Annotated in this window: 16 protein-coding genes; 12 read left to right on the top strand and 4 right to left on the bottom strand. The window is 63.8% G+C overall.

Annotation, left to right across the window (positions count from 1 at the left end):
- The first annotated feature begins 64 nt into the window (after positions 1–64).
- Both gltX and gltA read left to right on the top strand, forming a co-directional pair.
- A complete protein-coding gene (gltX, locus tag QM659_RS02890; RefSeq protein WP_415187305.1) occupies positions 65–1564 on the top strand; it encodes a glutamate--tRNA ligase in 1500 nt (499 codons plus the stop codon).
- Between the two features lie 351 nt (positions 1565–1915).
- Positions 1916–3253: a citrate synthase gene (gene gltA, locus QM659_RS02895; RefSeq protein ID WP_127076521.1), complete on the top strand. Its 1338-nt coding sequence runs from the start codon at positions 1916–1918 to the stop codon at positions 3251–3253.
- 185 nt (positions 3254–3438) lie between these two features.
- Here the strand turns inward: gltA and QM659_RS02900 are convergent, their stop codons facing one another.
- The 4 genes from QM659_RS02900 to QM659_RS02915 are packed head-to-tail and all read right to left on the bottom strand — an operon-like array spanning position 3439 to position 7235.
- Complete coding sequence (locus tag QM659_RS02900) at positions 3439–4008, bottom strand: hypothetical protein (RefSeq protein WP_415187306.1); 570 nt, start codon at positions 4006–4008, stop codon at positions 3439–3441.
- 23 nt (positions 4009–4031) lie between these two features.
- Entirely contained in the window at positions 4032–5108 is a 1077-nt protein-coding gene (locus tag QM659_RS02905; RefSeq protein WP_415187307.1) for an amino acid ABC transporter permease, read from the bottom strand.
- Positions 5105–6178: an amino acid ABC transporter permease gene (locus tag QM659_RS02910; RefSeq protein WP_415187308.1), complete on the bottom strand. Its 1074-nt coding sequence runs from the start codon at positions 6176–6178 to the stop codon at positions 5105–5107. The genes QM659_RS02905 and QM659_RS02910 overlap by 4 nt, the downstream gene beginning before the upstream one ends.
- A gap of 40 nt (positions 6179–6218) precedes the next feature.
- Positions 6219–7235 (bottom strand): amino acid ABC transporter substrate-binding protein, encoded by a 1017-nt coding sequence (locus QM659_RS02915; protein WP_415187309.1) that lies wholly within the window; start codon positions 7233–7235, stop codon positions 6219–6221.
- Positions 7236–7386: 151 nt separating this feature from the next.
- Between QM659_RS02915 and metC the strand changes: the two genes are divergently transcribed.
- From metC to map, 10 genes are all read left to right on the top strand, one after another.
- On the top strand, positions 7387–8565 hold the full coding sequence (metC, locus tag QM659_RS02920; RefSeq protein ID WP_415187310.1) for a cystathionine beta-lyase: 1179 nt from the start codon (positions 7387–7389) through the stop codon (positions 8563–8565).
- A 157-nt stretch (positions 8566–8722) separates the two neighbouring features.
- Positions 8723–10552 carry a single-stranded-DNA-specific exonuclease RecJ gene (gene recJ, locus QM659_RS02925; protein WP_415187311.1) on the top strand — a complete coding sequence of 610 codons (1830 nt, stop codon included), beginning with the start codon at positions 8723–8725 and terminating at the stop codon, positions 10550–10552.
- A gap of 200 nt (positions 10553–10752) precedes the next feature.
- Positions 10753–11448 carry a methyltransferase family protein gene (locus QM659_RS02930; RefSeq protein WP_415187312.1) on the top strand — a complete coding sequence of 232 codons (696 nt, stop codon included), beginning with the start codon at positions 10753–10755 and terminating at the stop codon, positions 11446–11448.
- A 440-nt stretch (positions 11449–11888) separates the two neighbouring features.
- Positions 11889–12251 (top strand): NifB/NifX family molybdenum-iron cluster-binding protein, encoded by a 363-nt coding sequence (locus tag QM659_RS02935; protein ID WP_415187313.1) that lies wholly within the window; start codon positions 11889–11891, stop codon positions 12249–12251.
- On the top strand, positions 12248–13189 hold the full coding sequence (locus QM659_RS02940) for a radical SAM protein (protein WP_415187314.1): 942 nt from the start codon (positions 12248–12250) through the stop codon (positions 13187–13189). Before QM659_RS02935 ends, QM659_RS02940 begins: the two co-directional genes overlap by 4 nt.
- A 30-nt stretch (positions 13190–13219) precedes the next feature.
- Complete coding sequence (nifH, locus tag QM659_RS02945; RefSeq protein WP_127076529.1) at positions 13220–14074, top strand: nitrogenase iron protein; 855 nt, start codon at positions 13220–13222, stop codon at positions 14072–14074.
- A gap of 36 nt (positions 14075–14110) precedes the next feature.
- Positions 14111–15640 carry a nitrogenase component 1 gene (locus QM659_RS02950; RefSeq protein WP_415187315.1) on the top strand — a complete coding sequence of 510 codons (1530 nt, stop codon included), beginning with the start codon at positions 14111–14113 and terminating at the stop codon, positions 15638–15640.
- Positions 15641–15649: 9 nt separating this feature from the next.
- Complete coding sequence (locus tag QM659_RS02955; protein WP_415187316.1) at positions 15650–17179, top strand: nitrogenase component 1; 1530 nt, start codon at positions 15650–15652, stop codon at positions 17177–17179.
- Positions 17180–17190: 11 nt separating this feature from the next.
- The gene (locus QM659_RS02960; protein ID WP_415187317.1) at positions 17191–18576 is read left to right on the top strand and encodes a nitrogenase component 1; all 1386 of its coding nucleotides are present in this window, start codon (positions 17191–17193) and stop codon (positions 18574–18576) included.
- Positions 18577–18851: 275 nt separating this feature from the next.
- Complete coding sequence (map, locus tag QM659_RS02965) at positions 18852–19655, top strand: type I methionyl aminopeptidase (protein ID WP_415187318.1); 804 nt, start codon at positions 18852–18854, stop codon at positions 19653–19655.
- Positions 19656–19772: the final 117 nt, after the last annotated feature.

A 19772-nucleotide genomic window follows, 5' to 3' on the forward strand; every position in this document is an offset into this window, starting at 1 on the left:
ATCCGCGCGTCATCGTGCTACATCGCAGCCGAACGATCCCAATCCGCGAAATGGAAGGTTTCCCATGGCGTCCGCATCGGGCGTGGTGACACGCTTTGCCCCATCCCCCACCGGCTTCCTGCATATCGGCGGCGCGCGCACCGCGCTGTTCAACTGGCTTTATGCGAAGCACACGGGCGGGCGTTTTCTGCTGCGCATCGAGGATACGGACCGCGCGCGCTCGACGGATGCGGCCATAGCGGCGATTCTCGACGGCTTGCAGTGGCTCGGCCTCGACTGGGAGGGCGAGCCGGTTTTCCAGTTCGCCCGCGCCGAGCGGCACAAGGAAGTCGCCTATCAGCTTCTCGAAAGCGGCAACGCCTATCGCTGCTACACGACGCCCGCTGAGCTTGAAGCCTACCGCGCGGAGGTGGACGAGGCGCGCAAGGCTCTCGCCGATGCGAAGAAGGCCGGAGCACCTGCCGAAGAAATCGCGCGGCTCGAATCCGTGCTTGCGGCCAAGCCGCGTGTGTTCCAGTCGCCTTATCGCGATGGCGGCACGCCGCCGACCCCCGACGCTCCTTTCGTGATCCGGCTCAAGGCCCCGCGAGAAGGCGAAACCGTGGTCGAGGATCAGGTGCAGGGCCGCGTTCAATGGGCCAATAAAGATCTCGACGACATGGTGCTGCTGCGCTCGGACGGCACGCCGACCTACATGCTGGCCGTGGTTGTGGACGATCACGACATGGGCATCACCCACGTCATTCGCGGCGACGATCACCTCACCAACGCCGCGCGCCAGACGCAGATCTACACCGCCATGGGCTGGGACGTGCCGACCTTCGCGCATATCCCGCTGATCCACGGACCGGACGGCGCGAAGCTGTCGAAGCGTCACGGCGCGCTCGGCGTCGATGCGTACCGCGCGATGGGCTATCTGCCCGACGCGATGCGCAATTACCTCGCGCGGCTCGGCTGGGGACATGGCGACGACGAGATCTTCACCACCGCGCAGGCCGCCGAGTGGTTCGACCTCGACGCCATCGGCCGCTCGCCCTCGCGCTTCGACTTCGCCAAGCTCGAAAACCTGAACGGCGTTTACATCCGCAACACGTCGGACGCGGAGCTTGTGCGCCAGATCAAGGTGATCGCGCCGGAGGTAGAATCCGCGAAAGAGTTCGCCTCGCGGATCGACGAAGCGGGCTGGAAAAAGCTCGAACTGGCGATGCCGGGGCTGAAGGAACGCGCGAAGTCGCTCGTCGAACTGCTCGTTGCCGCGCGTTATCTGTTCGTGCCTCGCCCGCTCGATCTGGACGAAAAGGCCGCGAAGATTCTCTCGCCCGAGGCGCGCAAGCATCTCGCCGCGCTGAAGGACCGTTTCGCCGCGCTAGAAACATGGGACGCGCCTTCGATCGAAGCCGCTACGCGCGCCTACGCCGAGGAAACGGGCGCGAAGCTCGGCAATATCGCGCAGCCGCTCCGCGCCGCAGCGACAGGCCGCACGGTGTCACCGCCCGTCTTCGACGTGCTCGCCGTGCTCGGCCGCGACGAGGCGCTGGCCCGCATCGCCGATCAGGCCGCCTAGACCCGGATTCGATCGGGTTGATGCAACCTGATCGGTGAGTCCGCCCTTTTAACGTGCTTGAGCGAAAAGCCGAGGCTCGCCGCCGATGCATGGCATCAACGGATCGCCTCTGCTTTAGTGAATTGCATCCTTGGCATACAACATACCTTAATCGCGCAGGCTGGTGAGCCTGGAACGTGCGGCAAGCCTTTGCATTAATACCCGCACGAAACGGGATTGCGCTCGCGATAATGTGCGATTGCACGCAAAGTGTGCAGTGCAAAATGTGCTGGCAAATTAGGCGATGGCGTGTCACCCTCACGGCACCCTACGCGCCTCCCGCGCGCGGCATAACGTCACCAGGAGGCGAGCATGAGCTCGACCGATACCAACTCCGCACATCACAAGGGTGACGCCAAGCCCAACGGCTCGGCCACTCTCATCCTCCAGAACAAGCAAATCGAACTGCCGGTCTATTCCGGGTCCGTTGGCCCCGACGTGGTCGACATCTCCAAACTCTACGGGCAATCCGGCGCCTTCACCTACGACCCGGGCTTCACCTCGACCGCGTCGTGCAAATCCGACATCACCTTCATCGATGGCGACAAGGGCGTTCTTCTCTATCGCGGCTATCCGATCGATCAGCTCGCGGAGAACGGCAACTTCCTCGAAACCTGCCATCTTCTTCTGTACGGGGAACTGCCGAACAAGCAGGAATATCTGCAGTTCCGCAATCGTGTGACGTATCACACGATGATCCACGAGCAGATGAACAAGTTCTTCTCCGGCTTCCGCCGCGACGCGCATCCGATGGCCGTCATGGTGGGCACGGTCGGCGCGCTTGCCGCGTTCTATCACGACTCCATCGACATCAACGATCCGGTGCAGCGCGACCTCGCGGCCATCCGCATGATCGCGAAGATGCCGACCATCGCCGCGACGGCGTTCAAATACTCCATCGGCCAGCCGTTCATCTACCCGAACAACAATCTCGATTACGCGTCGAACTTCCTCTACATGATGTTCGCGGTGCCGTGCGAGGAGTACAAGGTCAATCCCGTGCTCAGCCGCGCGATGGACCGCATCTTCGTGCTTCACGCGGATCATGAGCAAAACGCGTCGACCTCCACGGTGCGGCTCGCGGGCTCATCCGGCGCAAACCCCTTCGCATGTATCGCCGCCGGCATCGCCTGCCTGTGGGGGCCGGCGCATGGCGGCGCAAACGAGGCAGCGCTGAAGATGCTGATGGAAATCGGCACGGTCGACCGCATCCCCGAGTTCATCAAGCGCGCGAAGGACAAAAACGACAACTTCCGCCTGTCGGGCTTCGGCCACCGCGTCTACAAGAACTACGACCCGCGCGCGCGCGTGATGCAGAAGACCTGCAAGGAAGTGCTCGACATCGTCGGGGTCAAGAACGACCCGCTTCTGCAGGTGGCGCTTGAGCTTGAACGCATCGCGCTCGAAGACGAATACTTCATCGAGAAGAAGCTTTATCCCAATATCGACTTCTACTCCGGCATCACGCTGAAGGCGCTCGGCTTCCCGACCTCGATGTTTACCGTGCTGTTCGCGGTTGCGCGCACGGTCGGCTGGATCGCCCAGTGGAAAGAAATGATCGCCGATCCGGAGCAGAAGATCGGCCGTCCGCGTCAGCTTTACATCGGCGAGCCTCAGCGCGATTACGTGCCTCTGGATCTGCGCGCGTAGAACTGAAAGGCGCGCGTCTCATTATGGGACGCGCCGTCTTTTCGGCGGTCGGGGCGCCGGGCATCGCTCCTTATCTCAGGCCACGGAGCGAACAAATAAGGCCGGAACCGCTTCTCGGTCCCGGCCTGATCTGATGACATAAGGCGGATCGCGCGGTCTCTGGAACGCGCTTCACTTGATGACGACTAGACGTCGAAGTGCAAAAGCGCCCAAAGGCCCAGAAGCAGGGCGCCTGCACCGCCGCCATAGGCGAGCGTCGTATTGAGTTGCTCAGGCGCGAGGTGAAGGTACTGGAACGCGCCGAAGCCAGCGCCCGCGCCAAGCAGTGCACCGACCAGCGTCAGCACCACGAACTTCACCCAGCCGCGGAAGAAGCCCTTCTTGACCGGCTCGCCCTCGGCCTTCTTGCGTCCCAAGGGAGGAAGCGCGCGGCGATTGGGATTGACGGCCTTCTTTGGCGCGGGGGCTTTCTCGACGGGTGCAACCGGGGCCTCAACCGCCGGAGCGACCTCGGGAGCCTCGGCAACCGTCTCGACGGACGGGGCGGGAGCAGCGGCCGGAGCTTCCTCCGCTGCGGGGGCGGCTTCCGCGTGCCAATGCGGCGGAAGCGGCGGCTTGCGGCCGGGCTCGAATGCCGGAGCCGCGGGTGCTTCCACCACTTGAACGGGTTCAGCCGATGCCTCGGCCGGTTTCGGCGCGGCCCCGCTTGCCACGCGTTGTGCTTCTTCCTGCTGACGCACGAGATCTGGATCCATAACGTATTCCCCCGGAAAAGACGTTAGCGTCGGCCCTCGGCCGTTACGCGCTCTAAATATGCGCTGACTGCTGCAATAGCATAGCACAGGCTCCAAAAGACAAGGGCCGCGAAAGCGTAGCCAGTCAATGTCGTCGTCGATGCAGACCATGCCGGATCAGTGGCAGCGAGTTGTATCATGCCGAGGAAGTCAAATAATCCAATGACTAGGACCAGGGTCGTGTCTTTCAAAAGGCCGATGAACGTCCCGGCAATACCCGGCAGGGCGCTACGAATTGCCTGTGGAAGAATAATGAGCGCGAGGATTTGTGAATAGCGCAGGCCCAGCGCTCGCCCCGCTGTAACCTGATTTTCGGGCACGCTCTGGAGGCCACCTCGAATCGTCTCCGCCATATAGGCGCTCGCGAACACCGCGATGGCGAAAAGAGCGCGCGCAAGCTTGTCGATGCTTGCCCCCTCCGGCAGGAAAAGCGGCAGCATCACAGCCGCCATGAACAGCACCGTCACGAGCGGCACCCCGCGCCAGAATTCGATGAAACAGATCGCAAGCCAGCGCGGCACAGGCCAGCTCGACCGCCGCATCAGCGCGAGCACGATGCCGAGCGGCAGAGAGGCCACGATCCCGGTGTAGGACACGAGAAGCGTCAAGGTGAGGCCGCCCCATACGTCCGTTGGAACGGGCGCGAGAAGGACGCCGTCGCCGGCAACCAGAAGGAACGCGAGCGGCAGTCCGAGCGCCACGGCTGCGGCGTAGCCAGCCAACCCGACGCGACGGCGCGCGAGGAACGCCGCCACCAGGAGCGCGGGCGGAAGCAGCATCGCCGTCATCGCTCGCCATAGCTCGTCGTCGGGATAGCGGCCGAAAACGAACTGCTTCAGCTTCGCGGCGACGAAGGGCCAGCAAGCGCCATCGGTCGCCCGGCAGGCCGAGACATCGCCACTCCACGCCGCGCCGAACACGAGGAACGACAGCGCGCCGTAAGCGACGAAGGCGAGCGCCACGCCAAGCGCGAGCGTCACGGCGGCGTTCACCGCACGCCCGAGCAGGCGGCGAAACGGCGGCATATCGACAGAGAAACGCGGCGCGCCTAGCATTGTCATGCGCGGATCCTCGCATTCTGCCAGTTGAGAAGCGCGGCCGTGGCGAGCGACAATGTGAGATAGACGCCCATGGTCAACGCCATGATCTCCACCGCCTGCCCCGTCTGCGCGAGCGTCGTTCCGGCGAAGATCGACACGAGATCCGGGTAGGCGATGGCCACCGCGAGCGAGGAATTCTTGGTGAGGTTCAGATACTGGCTCGTGAGCGGCGGCACGACGAGACGCAGGGCTTGCGGAAGAACGACGTAGCGCATCGCCTGCAAGCCGGTCAGCCCCAACGCGGCGGCCGCCTGCCCCTGCCCTCGCGCGACCGACTGAATGCCCGCGCGCACGATCTCGGCGATATAGGCGGCGGTGTAGATCGCAAGTGCGGCGACGAGCGCGACGAATTCAGGGATGAGGCGCAGGCCCCCGGAGACGGAGAGCCCGCGCGCTTCGGGCCAGACGATGTGCGTCATCGCCAATGCCGCGATGAGTGCGACAGCCCCGCCGACATTGGCGAAGACGCGCCAACGCGCTTTCAAAAGGAGAGCCGCTGCGAATAAGGCCAGCGCCGCGGCGAGGAACCAGCCGCCGCCTTGCGGTTCCGGCAGGAACAGCCCGCGATTGTTGAGATACGCGCCCGCGAACTCGAAGCCTGTGCGTGGCGGCGGCAACTGGCGCAACACACCGAAGTAAGAGAAGAACAGGATCAGCAGCAGCGGCAGATTCCGAAACAGCTCGACATATCCCGCGGCGACAGCGCGCAACAGGCGATTCGGCGCAAGCCGCGCGACGCCTATGCTGAAGCCGATGACGGTGGCAAGGGCAATGCCGATGCCGGCGACCAGAAGCGTGTTCAGAAGACCGACCACGAAAGCGCGGCCGTAGGTGGACCTTTCGTCAAACGGAATGAGCGTTTGCAGCACGCTGAAACCGGCAGGCTCCGACAGGAAGCCGAGGCCGAAATGTACGGGCAACCGTCCGATGTTCGTCCATGCGGTAAAGACGAGCCACCCGGCAAACGCCACCACTGCGGCGAGAAGCGCAGCCTGTATCCAGAAGCGTGCCGCGCGTCCCGTCTCTTCCATTTGCCTGTTGCGTTTCCGTGGAAGTGATGTCGGTGAAAGACTATCGCACCGGTGGCGCGAACAGGATACCGCCGTTGTTCCAGAGCTTGTTCAGCCCGCGCTCGATCTTGAGCGGGCTTTGCTGGCCGAGATTGCGATCGAAAATCTCGCCGTAATTGCCAACCGCGCGGATGGCCTTCAGCGCCCAGTCCTTGTCCAGGCCGAGCGCCCGCCCGTAATCGCTTTCCGCGCCGAGCAGCCGCCGCACACCGGGGGCCGCGTCGGTTCGGGAAAGCTTGTCCGCATTGGCTTTCGTCACCGCCAGTTCCTCCGCGTCGATCAGCGCGAACAGCGTCCAGCGCACAAGACTTTCCCATTGCGGGTCGTTCTGCCGGACCGCCGGGGCGAGCGGCTCTTTTGAAATGAGATCCGGCAGGATCACGTGATCGTCCGGCTGGGCGAGCTTGATGCGCTGCGCCGACAGGCTCGACGCGTCGGTGGAATAGACGTCGCAGCGCTCCGCCTCGTAAGCCTTGAGGGCCTCGTCCGACTTCTCGAAGGCGACGATCTTGTAGGGCATGGAGCGAGCCCGGAAGAAATCCGCGATGTTGAGTTCCGTCGTCGTGCCGGTGTTGGTGCAGACCTCCGCGCCGGACAGTTCGAGCGCACTTTGCACTTCGAGCTTCTTGCGCACCATAAGCCCCTGCCCGTCGTGATAGATCACGCCGACGAAGGTGATGCCGAGCGCCGTATCGTTCTGCATCGTCCAGGTCGAGACGCGCGACAGCACGTCGATCTCGCCCGACTGGAGCGCCGTGAAGCGCTGCTTCGATGACAGCGGCACGAAATTCACCTTCGATGCGTCGTCGAAGATGGCGGCGGCGACCGCGCGGCAGAAATCGACATCGAGACCAGCCCAGTTGCCGCTCGCATCCGCCGAGGAGAAGCCCGCGAGCCCCTGCGTGACGCCGCAATTCAGCTTGCCGCGCGCCTTGACCTCGTCAAGCGTCCCCGCCTGAGCGCCGACACAGTGAAGTGCAAGTGCAAGAGCGCAATATAGAATCCCGTGACGCTTCATCCTGTCTCCTGGTTCGAGGCTCGCTGCGGGGGGCTTCCGTCAGGCTGATGTCCTTGACTTGGCAGCATTAAGGCAAAACGCGGGCTTGCGGTCTAACTTGACGCCCCATCTTGAATGGTGTGAACAAAAGACTTTTACGAGGCGAGGCGACATGACAGGCCAACACGGAAGCGACGAGGATATTTCCGTCGAGACGGAAGCGACGCAGCTCGGTCGCGATCCGCATCGCTATTTCGGCTTCGTGAACATGCCCGTCTATCGCGGTTCAACGGTCTTGTACCCGAACGCCGAGAGCCTCGAATCGCGCGACGTGCCCTATACTTACGGGCGTCCATCGAATCCGACCACCCGCGCGCTCGAAGAGGCGTTGACGAAGCTCGAAGGCGGCGCGCAAACCTTTCTCGCGCCGTCCGGCCTCTCCGCCGTGTCGACGCTGCTTCTCACCTACGCCGAAGCGGGCGGGCATATCCTCATCACCGACAGCGCCTACTTCCCGACCCGGCGCTTCGCGAACAAGGTGCTGAAGCGGCTCGGCGTGGAGGTCGAATATTACGATCCGCTGATCGGCGGCGGCATTGCTGCGCTGATCCGGCCGAACACGAAGCTCGTTTTCACCGAGTCGCCCGGCTCGCAGACCTTCGAGGTGCAGGACATCCCGGCGATCTGCGCCGCCGCGCGCGGGCGCAACGTGCCCGTCGCCATCGACAACACATGGGCGACGCCGATCTTCCTCCGCGCATTCGATCTCGGCGTGAACATCACGGTCACGGCGGCGACGAAATACATCGTCGGCCATGCGGATTCGCTTCTCGGCGCGATCACCTGCGACGCAGCGACGGCCCCGGCGGTCGCCGCCACGCATGAAACGCTCGGCCTTTGTGTGAACGGCGAGGATGCGTTCCTCGCGTTGCGCGGCCTTCGCACGCTGCCGGTGCGGCTTGAGCGGCATTACAAATCCGCGCTCGCAATGGCCGAATGGCTGGCGGCGCGCCCGGAAGTCGCCCGCGTCATCCATCCGGCTCTCCCCGGCTGTCCCGGCCACGATCTCTGGAAGCGCGACTTTCTCGGCGCAAGCGGGCTTTTCACCATCATCCTGAAGCCGCAGCCGAAGGAAGCTGTGCGGCGTTTCCTCAACGCCCTCCGCCTGTTCGGGATGGGCTATTCCTGGGGCGGCTACGAAAGCCTCATCGTGCCGTTCGACTGCTCGCACTCGCGCACCGCGACGAAGTGGCAGGCAGAAGGCCCGGCGCTGCGCCTCCACATCGGCCTCGAAGACGTGGGCGACCTGAAGCGCGACCTCGAACGCGGTTTCGCGGCGCTGACGGGCTGACCTCCTCCAGCGCTCGCCCGGGAATCAGGTCGGTCGGTTAACGCAGGCTGACCCGCGAGAACATCCGTGGAAAACGGCCGCAGTTTTTGTTTCACGCCGGTTTCACGACGAACGAATCGAATACACTCAAGCTCCTGGTCAAGATGGAGCTTTGCGAGTGCGTTCCCTGTCCCTGCCGTTACAGCATCCCCGCGCGCAATCGGCGTTTCTCGGCGTGGAGCGTTCGGCGCGCGGGCTCAAATGGATCGAGCGCCTGGCGCCGCAGGATGCCCATATCGCGGCGGCGATCGCGCAGCGCCACAACCTTCCCGAAATCATCGGCCGCATCCTTGCCGCGCGCGGCGTCTCGCTCGACGACGTGGCCGACGTCCTCAACCCCACGCTGCGCGCGCTCTGCCCCGACCCGTCGACCTTCACCGACATGGACAAGGCCGCCGAGCGCATCGCGCGCGCCATCGAGACGGGCGAGCGCATCGCCATCTTCGGCGACTACGACGTGGACGGCGCGTCGTCCTCGGCGCTGATGAAGCGCTTCCTCGCGTGGCATGGGCTCGACGCGCGCATCTACATCCCCGACCGCATAACCGAGGGCTACGGCCCGAACGGCCCCGCCATCACTCAACTCATCGAGGACGGCGCGCAGCTCATCCTGACGGTGGACTGCGGTTCGACCAGCTTCGAGGCGCTCGACGTCGCCGCAAAACGGGGCATCGATGTCGTCGTGGTGGATCATCATCAGGTGAACGAGGAGCTTCCGGCTGCCTATGCCGTGGTGAACCCGAACCGGCAGGATTGCCTGTCGGCGCAAGGCCACCTTTGCGCGGCAGGCGTGACCTTCCTCCTGTGTGTCGCGGCCCAGCGGCGGCTTAGGGCTAAAGGCGCCTACGCGAAATCCGCCGCGCCGGACCTGCTCGGCTGGCTCGACATCGTGGCGCTGGCGACGGTGTGCGATGTGGTGCCGCTTTCCGGGGTCAACCGCGCTTTCGTGGTGCAGGGGCTGAAGGTGCTCCGCAATCGCCGCAATCCTGGCCTTCGCGCGCTCGCCGACGCGGCTGGCGTGAACAAGCCGCCCTCGCCTTATACGCTCGGTTTCGTGCTCGGGCCGCGCATCAACGCAGGCGGGCGTATCGGCGACGCGAGCCTTGGCGCACGGCTGCTTGCGTCCGAAGATGAAATCGAGACGCGCCGCATCGCCGAGACGCTCGACCGGCTCAACCGCGAACGACGCGAGATCGAAATCAAGACGGTCGAGGAAGCGGCCGCCTGGGCCGACCGCACGCTGATGGAAGACCCGTCCGCGCCGATCATCATCGCAGGTTCGCCTGCCTGGCATAAGGGGCTTGTCGGTCTTGCCGCGAGCCGCCTCACCGAGCGGTTTCAGAGGCCGTGCCTGATCTTCTCGCAGGACGAGGAAGCGGGCGAATCCACCGGCTCCGCGCGCTCGGTATCGGGCGTCGACATCGGCGCGGCGGTGCGCGGTGCGGTGGAAGCGGGCGTCGCGAAAAAGGGTGGCGGCCATACGATGGCGGCGGGCATCACCGTCGATACGGCGCGGCTGCACGAGCTGGCGGCCTTTCTGCGCGCGGCGCTCGACCCCGCCTATCGCGTTGCAAGCGCCGCGCCCGAGTTGCCAATCGACGGTGTACTCAGGCCACGCGCGGCGACGCTCGATTTCTGCGCGCAGCTTGAAGCGGCCGGCCCTTACGGACAGGGCAATCCTGCGCCGCGTTTCAGCCTCGCCTCCGTTCGCCCGACCATGATCAAGGAAATTTCCGGCGGCCACCTGCGCCTTGCTCTTCAGGATATGGACGGCAGCCAGATCAGCGCGGTCGCTTTCCGTGCGGCGGAAACCGAGATCGGCGCGGCGCTCGCCGCCGGGCGCGACCTCGCCTGCCACGTGGCGGGCCGCATCGAGCGCGACGAATGGGGCGGCAAGAGCCGCATCGAGTTCCACATCGAGGATGTCGCGCCCGCGAACGCGCGCTAGATGCCGTTCCACACCGATTGAATCGCGATCAGATCGGGAAAACTCACTTCTCGAAGTTCAGAGGCGGATTGGCAGAAACTCAGCGTGAGGGACACCTGACCGGACGTTAAGGTGTCGCGCCGTCCGTGTACGGTTATTCTCTTGGCGGTGCCATATTTCAGGAGTAATTCTTCCCGAATTGCGGGGAGGCTTCCGTCACCATGGCAACGGGACTATCACCGGGCCTTGTCCGTGCCCTGATCAAACCGGCGGTTGGTTCAGGCTTTTATGTCGCCCTTGCCTTTCTGGGAGCCGGCAGCCTCGATTGGAACCGCGGCTGGCTCTATGCCGCCGTGTTTGTCGGCGTGTCGGTCGCGGGCAGTCTGATCGTGCGTTTCGCAAGCCCCGGACTTCTGGAAGAACGCGCAAAAGGAATTCGCAAGGACACGAAGCCTTTCGACAGGCTTTTCTATGCCCTGTTCCTGCCCGTCGTCCTCTTCTATCCCTTTCTCGCCGGACTGGATGCCGAACGCTTTTCGTGGGCGCCGTTGCCCTGGTGGACCATCTATCCGGGCGTTCTTTGCTTCCTGGCGGGTTCGCTGATCACGACGTGGACGATGGTCGTGAACCGCCACGCCGAAACTACCGTCCGCATCCAGAGCGATAGAAGCCACGCGGTCGTCACCAACGGCCCTTACACCGTCGTCCGCCACCCGATGTATGTGGGCACGCTGCTGGGGTTGCCCGGCGCCGCGCTCATGCTCGGTTCGGGCTGGGCGCTCCTGCCGATGGCCCTCATCATGATGCTGTTTGTATGGCGCACCGCACGCGAAGATCGCGCCCTGCGGCAGGAACTCGCCGGATACGAAGACTATGCCGCGATCACGCACCATCGATTGGTGCCGGGACTCTGGTAGCCGTTTATCCGCGAGATCCAGCCTGTCCGGCGTGTACTTCAGGAAGCGGAACTTCCGGTTCGCCGCCGCGCCCCCGGGGCGATTTCATGATCCGGCTTCAGCAGGAGGGGGCCCCAGAATTGGCCCGCGATAGTACTCGTTTAAATGTTGAGCGGAAACGGCAAGCGTCTCGCGCCATGAGCGCCCTTGGAAAGAAAAACTAACTGCATATCATGCAGGCAGGAAAATTACGCTCCTTCTGACACGTCACTTTCGCCTCCGTCGTAAAAATTATTCTTGATAAATTCGACGGAAAAGGTCAGCTTTCTGAAGGTTTCCACCCGCAGCGGTTGCTCAGAGAGCCGCTGATCGCTGGTTCGGGAACGCTCGCCATTCGGCAGGAGCGCGTCGCGGCGTAGCGCGGCGAGACAATACGGGCAACCAATTAACCGGGAAAGCTTATGAAAGTCGCCATAGGCACGAGCGACGGCATAGCCGTCACCGAGCATTTCGGTTACGCGCTGCAATTCCAGATCTGGGATTTTGCGGATGGCCGTTTCCGGCTTCTGGAAAAACGGCGCAACCTTCCCGCATGCGGTGCCGCGCGCGACGAGCGGACGGTTCGCGATCCGATGGACGTGTCCGTGGACCTTGTGAGCGATTGCCGCGCGGTCCTCGTTTCACGCATCGGCGAATGCGCGGTGAACCGGCTCGACGCGCTCGGCATCCTTGCCTTTGAAACCGAAGATACGATCGAACACGCACTGGCCGAACTGGCCGAACTGGCCGAGAGCGGCCTCCTTGCCGAAAGGGAAGCAGCGTGACCGCCCCTTCCGACCCGCCCGCCCTTTCCTGCGCAATTCGCGCCATGAAGGAGACGGCAGCGCCCGCCTTTCCGGCGCTCGAAGGTCGTCATCCCTGTTTCAGCACCACCGCCGAGGGGCACGCCGCCGCCGCGCGCCTGCATCTGCCGGTCGCGCCGACGTGCAACATCGCATGCGCTTTCTGCCGCCGCGACTTCAACCGCCGCGAACAGCGCCCCGGCGTGGCCACGCGGCTCCTTTCGCCCGACGAAGCCGTCGGCATCGTGGAGCGCGCACTCGCGCTGTTGCCGAACCTCGCCGTCGTCGGCATCGCCGGGCCGGGCGACCCGTTGGCCACATCGCATGCGCTCGAAACCTTCGCCCGCGTGCATGAACGCTGGCCGCACCTCGTACTGTGTCTGTCGACAAACGGACTCGCGTTGCCGCAGCATGTCGACGCGCTCGCGACGGCTGGCGTTGAAACCGTTACGGTGACGGTAAACGCCGTCGATCCCGAAATTCAGGCTCAGATCACGCCGAAGATCGCGTGGCAGAGAAAGCGCGTCGACGGGATCGCAGCCGCCGAGCGGCTGATCGCCAGTCAGCTGGATGGGATCGAGAAGGCGGCGCGGCTCGGACTCACGATCAAGATCAACACGGTGCTGATCCCCGGCGTGAACGACCGCCACATCGGCGATGTCGCGGCCCGTGTCGCCGGGCTCGGCGCGCACCTCATCAACATCATTCCGCTGATCCCGCAGCACAAGCTCTCGCATCTGAAAGAGCCCGGAATGATCGAGCGTCAGCGCGCCAGAGCCGAGGCGTCGAAGCACCTTCGGGTCTTCACGCATTGCCAGCGTTGCCGCGCCGACGCGTGCGGCATCCCCGGCGTCAGCGACTACACCAACGAGCTTTACGGCGACGGCCTCGCGGCCGAGCCGACCTTTTCGCACGGCTGAACAACTGCCTAAACCCTGTCAGGAGAGAAGATGTCCAAGAAACTCAAGCAGATCGCCATCTACGGCAAGGGCGGAATCGGCAAATCGACAACAACGTCGAACATCAGCGCGGCGCTCGCCGAAGCGGGCTACAAGGTCATGCAGTTCGGCGCCGACCCGAAGGCCGACTCGACCAACACCCTGCGGGGCGGCGAATATATTCCGTCCGTGCTCGACCTTCTGGCCGAGCGCCGCCGTGTCGACGCCTATGAGGCGATCTTTCAGGGCTTCGGCGGCATCTACTGCGTCGAAGCGGGTGGCCCACAGCCGGGCGTAGGCTGCGCGGGGCGCGGCATCATCACCGCCGTCGAGCTTCTGAAGCAGCAGCGCGTGTTCGAGGAACTCGACCTCGACTACGTCATCTACGACGTGCTCGGCGACGTGGTATGCGGCGGCTTCGCCGTGCCGGTGCGCGAGGGCATCGCCGAACACGTGTTCACGGTGTCGTCGTCCGACTTCATGGCGGTCTACGCGGCGAACAACCTGTTCAAGGGCATCGAGAAATTCTCGACGGCTGGCGGCGCGCTCCTCGGCGGCATCATCGCCAACTCGATCAACACCGACTTCCAGCGCGAGATCATCGACGACTTCGCAGCTCACACGAAGACCCCCATCGTCCAGTATGTGCCTCGCTCGCTGACCGTGACACAGGCCGAGCTTTCGGGCCGGACCACCATCGAGGCCGCGCCGAAGTCCGAGCAGGCGGAGGTCTATCGCGCCCTCGCGCGTCGCATCGCCGATCATACCGAATCGAAGGTGCCGACACCGCTCGGTCCGCTCGAACTGCGCGAATGGTCCGCGAAATGGGCCGACCGGCTCGTCGAGCAGGAACGCGCCGCCGCTTAACGACCAGTTCGGCAACTCAATGGAGCCCTTGAGTCCATGACCATCAACCTGAAAACCTCCACCGTCGAAACGCGCGAGCAGCGCCTCGGCACGATCATCGGCTGGGATGGCAAGGCGAGCGCGCTTGCGGAGGAATCCGCTTATGCGCGCGGCGAGTGCGGCGGCTGCGGCACGAGCGGGCGCGGCGGAGCGAAGGCGCGCCGCGTCTGCGAACTGACCGGACCGTTCACGCAAGGGTCCGTCTGCTCCGAGCAGATGGTGGAATGCCAGGCCGGCAACATTCGCGACGCGGTGCTAATCCAGCATTCGCCCATCGGCTGCGGCGCGGGCCAGGTGATCTACAACTCCATCTATCGCAACGGCCTCGCGATGCGCGGCCATCCCGTGCAGAACATCCGCTTCATCTCGACCAATCTGCGCGAGCGCGACATGGTCTATGGCGGCGCGGACAAGCTCGACGCGGCCATCCGCGCGGCCTTCGAGCGACACGCGCCCAAAGCGATCTTCATCGCGACATCCTGCGCGAGCGGCATCATCGGCGACGACGTGGAAAGCGTGGCGAGGCATGCCGAAGCCGACCTCGGCATCCCCGTGATTCCGCTTCACTGCGAAGGCTTCGCCTCCAAGCACTGGAGCACGGGCTTCGACGCGACACAGCACGGCATCCTGCGTCAGATCGTGCGCAAGAACCCGACGAAAAAGCAGGAAGACCTGGTCAACGTCATCAACCTCTGGGGCTCCGACGTCTTCACGCCGATGCTGAAGGAACTCGACCTTCGCGTGAACTACGTGATCGACATGGCGACGGTCGAGGAACTGGCGCAGATGTCCGAGGCGGCTGCAACGGTCACGTTCTGCTACACGCTCGGCACCTATCTCGCTCAAGGCCTCGAACAGGAATACGGCGTCCCGCAGATCCGCGCACCGCAGCCTTACGGCTTCGCGGGGACCGACGCATGGCTTCGCGAAGTCGCACGCGTCACGGGGCGCGAAGACAAGGTCGAAGCCTTCATCGAGCGGGAGCACGCCCGTGTCCGCCCGAAGGTGGAGGAACTGAAAAAGAAGCTGGCGGGGCTCAAGGGCTACATCGCCACCGGCTCGGCCTACTCACACAGTCTCATCGGTGTGCTTCGCGAAATCGGCGTGCAAGTCGACGGCTCGCTCGTGTTCCATCACGACCCGGTCTACGACAGCGAAGATCAGAAGCAGGACACGCTCGACCATCTCATCGAGAACTATGGCGAGGTGGAGCACTTCACGGTCGGCAACCGCCAGCAGTTTCAATTCTATAACCTGCTGCAGCGGGTGAACCCGGATTTCATCATCATCCGCCACAACGGGCTTTCGCCCCTTGCCGCGCGCCTTGGCATCCCGGCGATCCCGCTCGGCGACGAACTGCATGCCTTCGGTTATCAGGGCATGATCAATCTCGGCGAAGCCATTCTGGCGGTGCTTCAGCATCGGAAGTTCCATCAGGACATCGCAGGCCGCGTGAAGCTTCCCTACAAGAAATCCTGGCTTGCCGAAAAAGACCCGTTCGCCCTCGCACGCGTGGCGGCGGAGTAGCCTCGGGCCATGGCAATCAACCTCAAGACGCCGACGGTCGAAACGCGCGAGCAGCGTCTCGGAACCATCATCGGCTGGGACGGCACCGCGTCCGCGCTCGCCGAGGAGTCCGCGTTCTCGCGCGGCGACTGCGGCGGATGCGGACCAAGCGGACGGGGCGGCGGCAAGGCGCGCCGCGTCTGCGAACTGACGGGGCCCTTCACGCAAGGCTCCGTCTGTTCCGAGCAGATGGTGGAGACGCAGGCGGGTAATGTCCGCGACGCGGTGCTGATCCAGCATTCGCCGATCGGCTGCGGGGCGGGTCAGGTCGTCTACAATCAGCGCTTCCGCAACGGCTGCAAGGCGCGTGGTCTTCCCGTCCGCAATGTCCGTTTCATCTCCACGAACCTGCGTGAGCGCGACATGGTCTATGGCGGCGCGGACAAGCTCGACGCCGCCATCCGCGCGGCCTTCGAGCGGCACAAGCCCGCCGCAATCTTCATCGCGACGTCCTGCGCGAGCGGCATCATCGGCGACGACGTCGACAGCGTGGCGCGCCATGCCGAAGCCAAGCTCGGCGTGCCGGTCATCCCCGTGCATTGCGAGGGCTTCAAGTCGAAGCACTGGAGCACCGGCTTCGACGCGGCGCAGCATGGCGTCCTTCGCCAGATCGTCCGCAAGGCTCCCGCGAAAAAGCAGGACGATCTCGTCAACGTCATAAACCTTTGGGGTTCGGACGTCTTCACGCCGATGCTGATGGAACTCGGCCTCCGCGTGAACTACGTGATGCCGCTCTCATCCGTCGAGGAACTGGCGCAGATGTCGGAGGCGGCGGCGACGGTGAGTTTCTGCTACACGCTCGGCTCGTATCTCGGCACGGCGCTGGAACAGGAATTCGGCGTGCCGCAGATCAAGGCGCCTCAGCCCTACGGCTTTCCGGGCACCGACGCGTTGCTGCGCGAACTCGGCCGCGTGACTGGCCGCGAGGACCGGGCGGAGGCTTACATTGCGCAAGAGCATGCCAGGGTGAAACCGAAGATCGCGGCGCTTCGCGAGAAGCTTCGCGGCGTCAAGGGTTATGTTGCGACGGGGTCGGCCTACTCGCACGGCCTCATCGAAGTGCTGCGCGAGCTTGGCGTCGAGGTGGACGGCTCGCTCGTGTTCCATCACGACCCGGTCTACGACAGCGAAGATCCGAAGCAGGACTCGCTTGCGCATCTTCTCGAAAATTACGGCGATGTGGACTTCTTCACCGTGGGCAATCGCCAGCAGTTCCAGTTTTACAACCTGCTCCAGCGCGTAAATCCGGACTTCATCATCATTCGCCACAACGGTCTGGCGCCGCTTGCCGCCCGCGTCGGCATCCCCGCGATTCCGCTCGGCGATGAGCACCATGCGCTCGGCTATCAGGGCATGATCAATCTCGGCGAGTCCGTTCTCGCCGTCCTGCGCCATCGCAAGTTCCATCAGGACATCGCGAGGCACGTTCGCCTTCCCTACAAAACGTCGTGGCTTCGCGAGAAGGATCCCTTCGCGCTTGCCCGCGCCCAAGCCAGCTAACAGGAGACTTCATGGCCCTTCTCGCCTTGAAACCCCGCGCTGCGGCCGAGACAAAGCCGGAAGCCGCGGAGGCGACTCATATCGAACTCGTGCGCTATGTGTGCGCCATCGGCGCGATGCAGAGCGCGGCGGCGATCCCGCGCGTCGTCCCCATCACCCATTGCGGGCCGGGCTGCGCCGACAAGCAGTATATGAACATCGCGTTCTACAACGGCTATCAAAGCGCCGGATATGGCGGCGGCCCCGTCGTGCCGAGCACGAACGCATCGCAGCGTGAAGTGATCTTCGGGGGCGCCGACCGGCTTCGCGAACTGATCGAATCTTCGCTGAAGGTCATCGACTCGGATCTGTTCGTCGTGCTGACGGGGTGCATCCCGGATCTCGTCGGCGACGACGTGGGCTCGGTCGTCCGCGACTTCCAGAAACGCGGCGTTCCGATCGTCTACGCGGAGACCGGCGGCTTTCGCGGCAACAACTTCACCGGCCATGAAGCGGTCACGCAGGCCATCATCGAGCAGTATCTGGAGCCGTGGGACGGCACGCGCGAAGCGAAAACCGTGAACCTGTGGTCGTTGCTGCCCTATCACAACACGTTCTGGCGCGGCGACCTGGAAGAGATAAAGCGGCTGCTGACAGGCATCGGCCTCAAGGTCAATGTGCTGTTCGGCCCGGACAGCGCCGGCGTTTCGGAATGGCGCGATATCCCGAGGGCAGGCTTCAACCTCGTGCTGACGCCTTGGCTGAACCTTTCGACCGCAAAGCTGCTTCAGGAGAAGTACGACCAGCCATTCCTGCACATCCCCGTGCTGCCGATCGGCGCGAGGCAGAGCGCGGCCTTCTTGCGCGAGGTTGCAGCTTTCGCCAAGCTGCCCAAGAAGCGGGTCGAAGCTTTCATCGAAGCCGAAGAGCTGCGTTATTACAACTACATCGACGGCTTCACCGATTTCTATTCCGAATATTGGTGGGGCTTGCCTGCGAAATTCGCCGTGGCCGGCGACAGCGCCTATAACCTCGCGCTGACGAAATTCCTCGTGACGCAGCTCGGTCTGATCCCGGCAAAGCAGATCGTGACCGAAGACCCGCCGCTCGAATATCGCGACGCGATCCGCGACGAGTTCCGCCGCATCGACCATGACGTTTCGGTGGAGGTTGAGTTCATCGAGGACAGCTACCTCATCCACCAGTCGCTCCGCGCCGCCGATTTCGGCCAAAAGCCGCCGATCATCTTCGGCACGACCTGGGAGCGCGACCTCGTGAAGGAAATGAAGGGCTCGCTCGTCGAAGTCGGCTTTCCGGCTTCCTATGAGGTGGTGCTGTCGCGAAGCTATGTCGGTTATCGCGGTGCGCTTGCCCTTCTCGAACGCATCTACAGCACGGTGGTCAGCCACAGCGCGTAAAGGCGAGCAGGCCGACGGCCCACGGAGCGGCTGTTTGGCGAAATGGAAGCGCGTTCATCAGTCAGGCCGCGGCCCATATGCTGCGGCCTGACGCTGTTCAGCGCCCATAAATGGGACGGCCTCGCGTCAGGATCGGTCATCCCAAAGCCTTCCCGCCCCGGTCATTCAGCCAAACCGATCAGGAAGGCGGCTGGCTTCATTTGCTTTTTGCGGGAAATGGGGCGATTTTCACTCGCCTTGAAAATTGCACTCCATCCTCAACGAAAGACGTCTCCATGGACGACGCGCAAACCGGGTCTTCAGGAATCCCTCTCTACAGTCCGGATGATTTCGCAGGCATGCGTCGCGCCGGTCAACTTGCTGCCGCCACGCTCGATTTCATCACGCCTCATGTGAAGGCGGGAGTTCGCACAGTAGAGCTGAATGACCTCATGGAGCGGTTCATCGTGGATCACGGTGCCATCTGTGGGCCGCTCAATTACCGGGGATACCCGAAAGCAACCTGCATTTCTGTCAATCACGTCGTCTGTCACGGCATTCCCGGCGACAAGCGCCTGCAGGAAGGCGACATCGTCAATATAGACGTGACCCCCGTGCTGGACGGATGGTTTGGCGATTCCAGCCGCATGTATCTTTGCGGCGAGGTCAGCGTGAAAGCGCGCAAGCTGGTCGATGTCACTTATGACGCCATGATGCTCGGCATCGCAAAGGTCAAACCCGGCGCGACTTTCGGTGACATCGGTCATGCCATTCAGAGTTTCGCGGAGAGCCAACGCTTCTCGGTCGTGCGCGATTTTTCGGGGCATGGCGTCGGCCGCAAATTCCACGAGCCCCCGAAGGTGCGCCACCATGGCCGCCCCGGCGAGGGCCCCACGCTGCAAGAGGGGATGATCTTCACCATCGAACCCATGATCAACGCGGGCGGCTACGCCGTGAAGGTTCTCTCGGACGGCTGGACGGCGGTGACGCGAGACAAGAGCCTGTCCGCGCAGTTCGAACACACGGTTGGCGTCACCAGGGATGGCTGCGAAATCTTCACGTTGTCGCCCGCCGGACACACCAAGCCGCCGTATTTCTGAACGCGCGCGGAATGCACGTTCCGCGATCGCGCCTGATCGATGCAACAGCGGATATGGCGGGTTTGCGTCGCTCGTTGCGATAGGGCTCGACGGTGACGAGACTGCGTAGCGAGACGC

Source organism: Rhodomicrobium sp. (assembly GCF_047605405.1).
Classification (GTDB): Bacteria; Pseudomonadota; Alphaproteobacteria; order Rhizobiales; family Rhodomicrobiaceae; genus Rhodomicrobium; species Rhodomicrobium lacus.

What these genes read in the sequence shown, in the direction of transcription:
- gltX (WP_415187305.1), top strand. Translation starts at nt 65, where the DNA reads ATGGCGTCCGCATCGGGCGTGGTGACACGCTTTGCCCCATCCCCCACC.
- gltA (WP_127076521.1), top strand. Translation starts at nt 1,916, where the DNA reads ATGAGCTCGACCGATACCAACTCCGCACATCACAAGGGTGACGCCAAG.
- QM659_RS02900 (WP_415187306.1), bottom strand. Translation starts at nt 4,008, where the DNA reads ATGGATCCAGATCTCGTGCGTCAGCAGGAAGAAGCACAACGCGTGGCA.
- QM659_RS02905 (WP_415187307.1), bottom strand. Translation starts at nt 5,108, where the DNA reads ATGACAATGCTAGGCGCGCCGCGTTTCTCTGTCGATATGCCGCCGTTT.
- QM659_RS02910 (WP_415187308.1), bottom strand. Translation starts at nt 6,178, where the DNA reads ATGGAAGAGACGGGACGCGCGGCACGCTTCTGGATACAGGCTGCGCTT.
- QM659_RS02915 (WP_415187309.1), bottom strand. Translation starts at nt 7,235, where the DNA reads ATGAAGCGTCACGGGATTCTATATTGCGCTCTTGCACTTGCACTTCAC.
- metC (WP_415187310.1), top strand. Translation starts at nt 7,387, where the DNA reads ATGACAGGCCAACACGGAAGCGACGAGGATATTTCCGTCGAGACGGAA.
- QM659_RS02930 (WP_415187312.1), top strand. Translation starts at nt 10,753, where the DNA reads ATGGCAACGGGACTATCACCGGGCCTTGTCCGTGCCCTGATCAAACCG.
- QM659_RS02935 (WP_415187313.1), top strand. Translation starts at nt 11,889, where the DNA reads ATGAAAGTCGCCATAGGCACGAGCGACGGCATAGCCGTCACCGAGCAT.
- nifH (WP_127076529.1), top strand. Translation starts at nt 13,220, where the DNA reads ATGTCCAAGAAACTCAAGCAGATCGCCATCTACGGCAAGGGCGGAATC.
- QM659_RS02950 (WP_415187315.1), top strand. Translation starts at nt 14,111, where the DNA reads ATGACCATCAACCTGAAAACCTCCACCGTCGAAACGCGCGAGCAGCGC.
- QM659_RS02955 (WP_415187316.1), top strand. Translation starts at nt 15,650, where the DNA reads ATGGCAATCAACCTCAAGACGCCGACGGTCGAAACGCGCGAGCAGCGT.
- QM659_RS02960 (WP_415187317.1), top strand. Translation starts at nt 17,191, where the DNA reads ATGGCCCTTCTCGCCTTGAAACCCCGCGCTGCGGCCGAGACAAAGCCG.
- map (WP_415187318.1), top strand. Translation starts at nt 18,852, where the DNA reads ATGGACGACGCGCAAACCGGGTCTTCAGGAATCCCTCTCTACAGTCCG.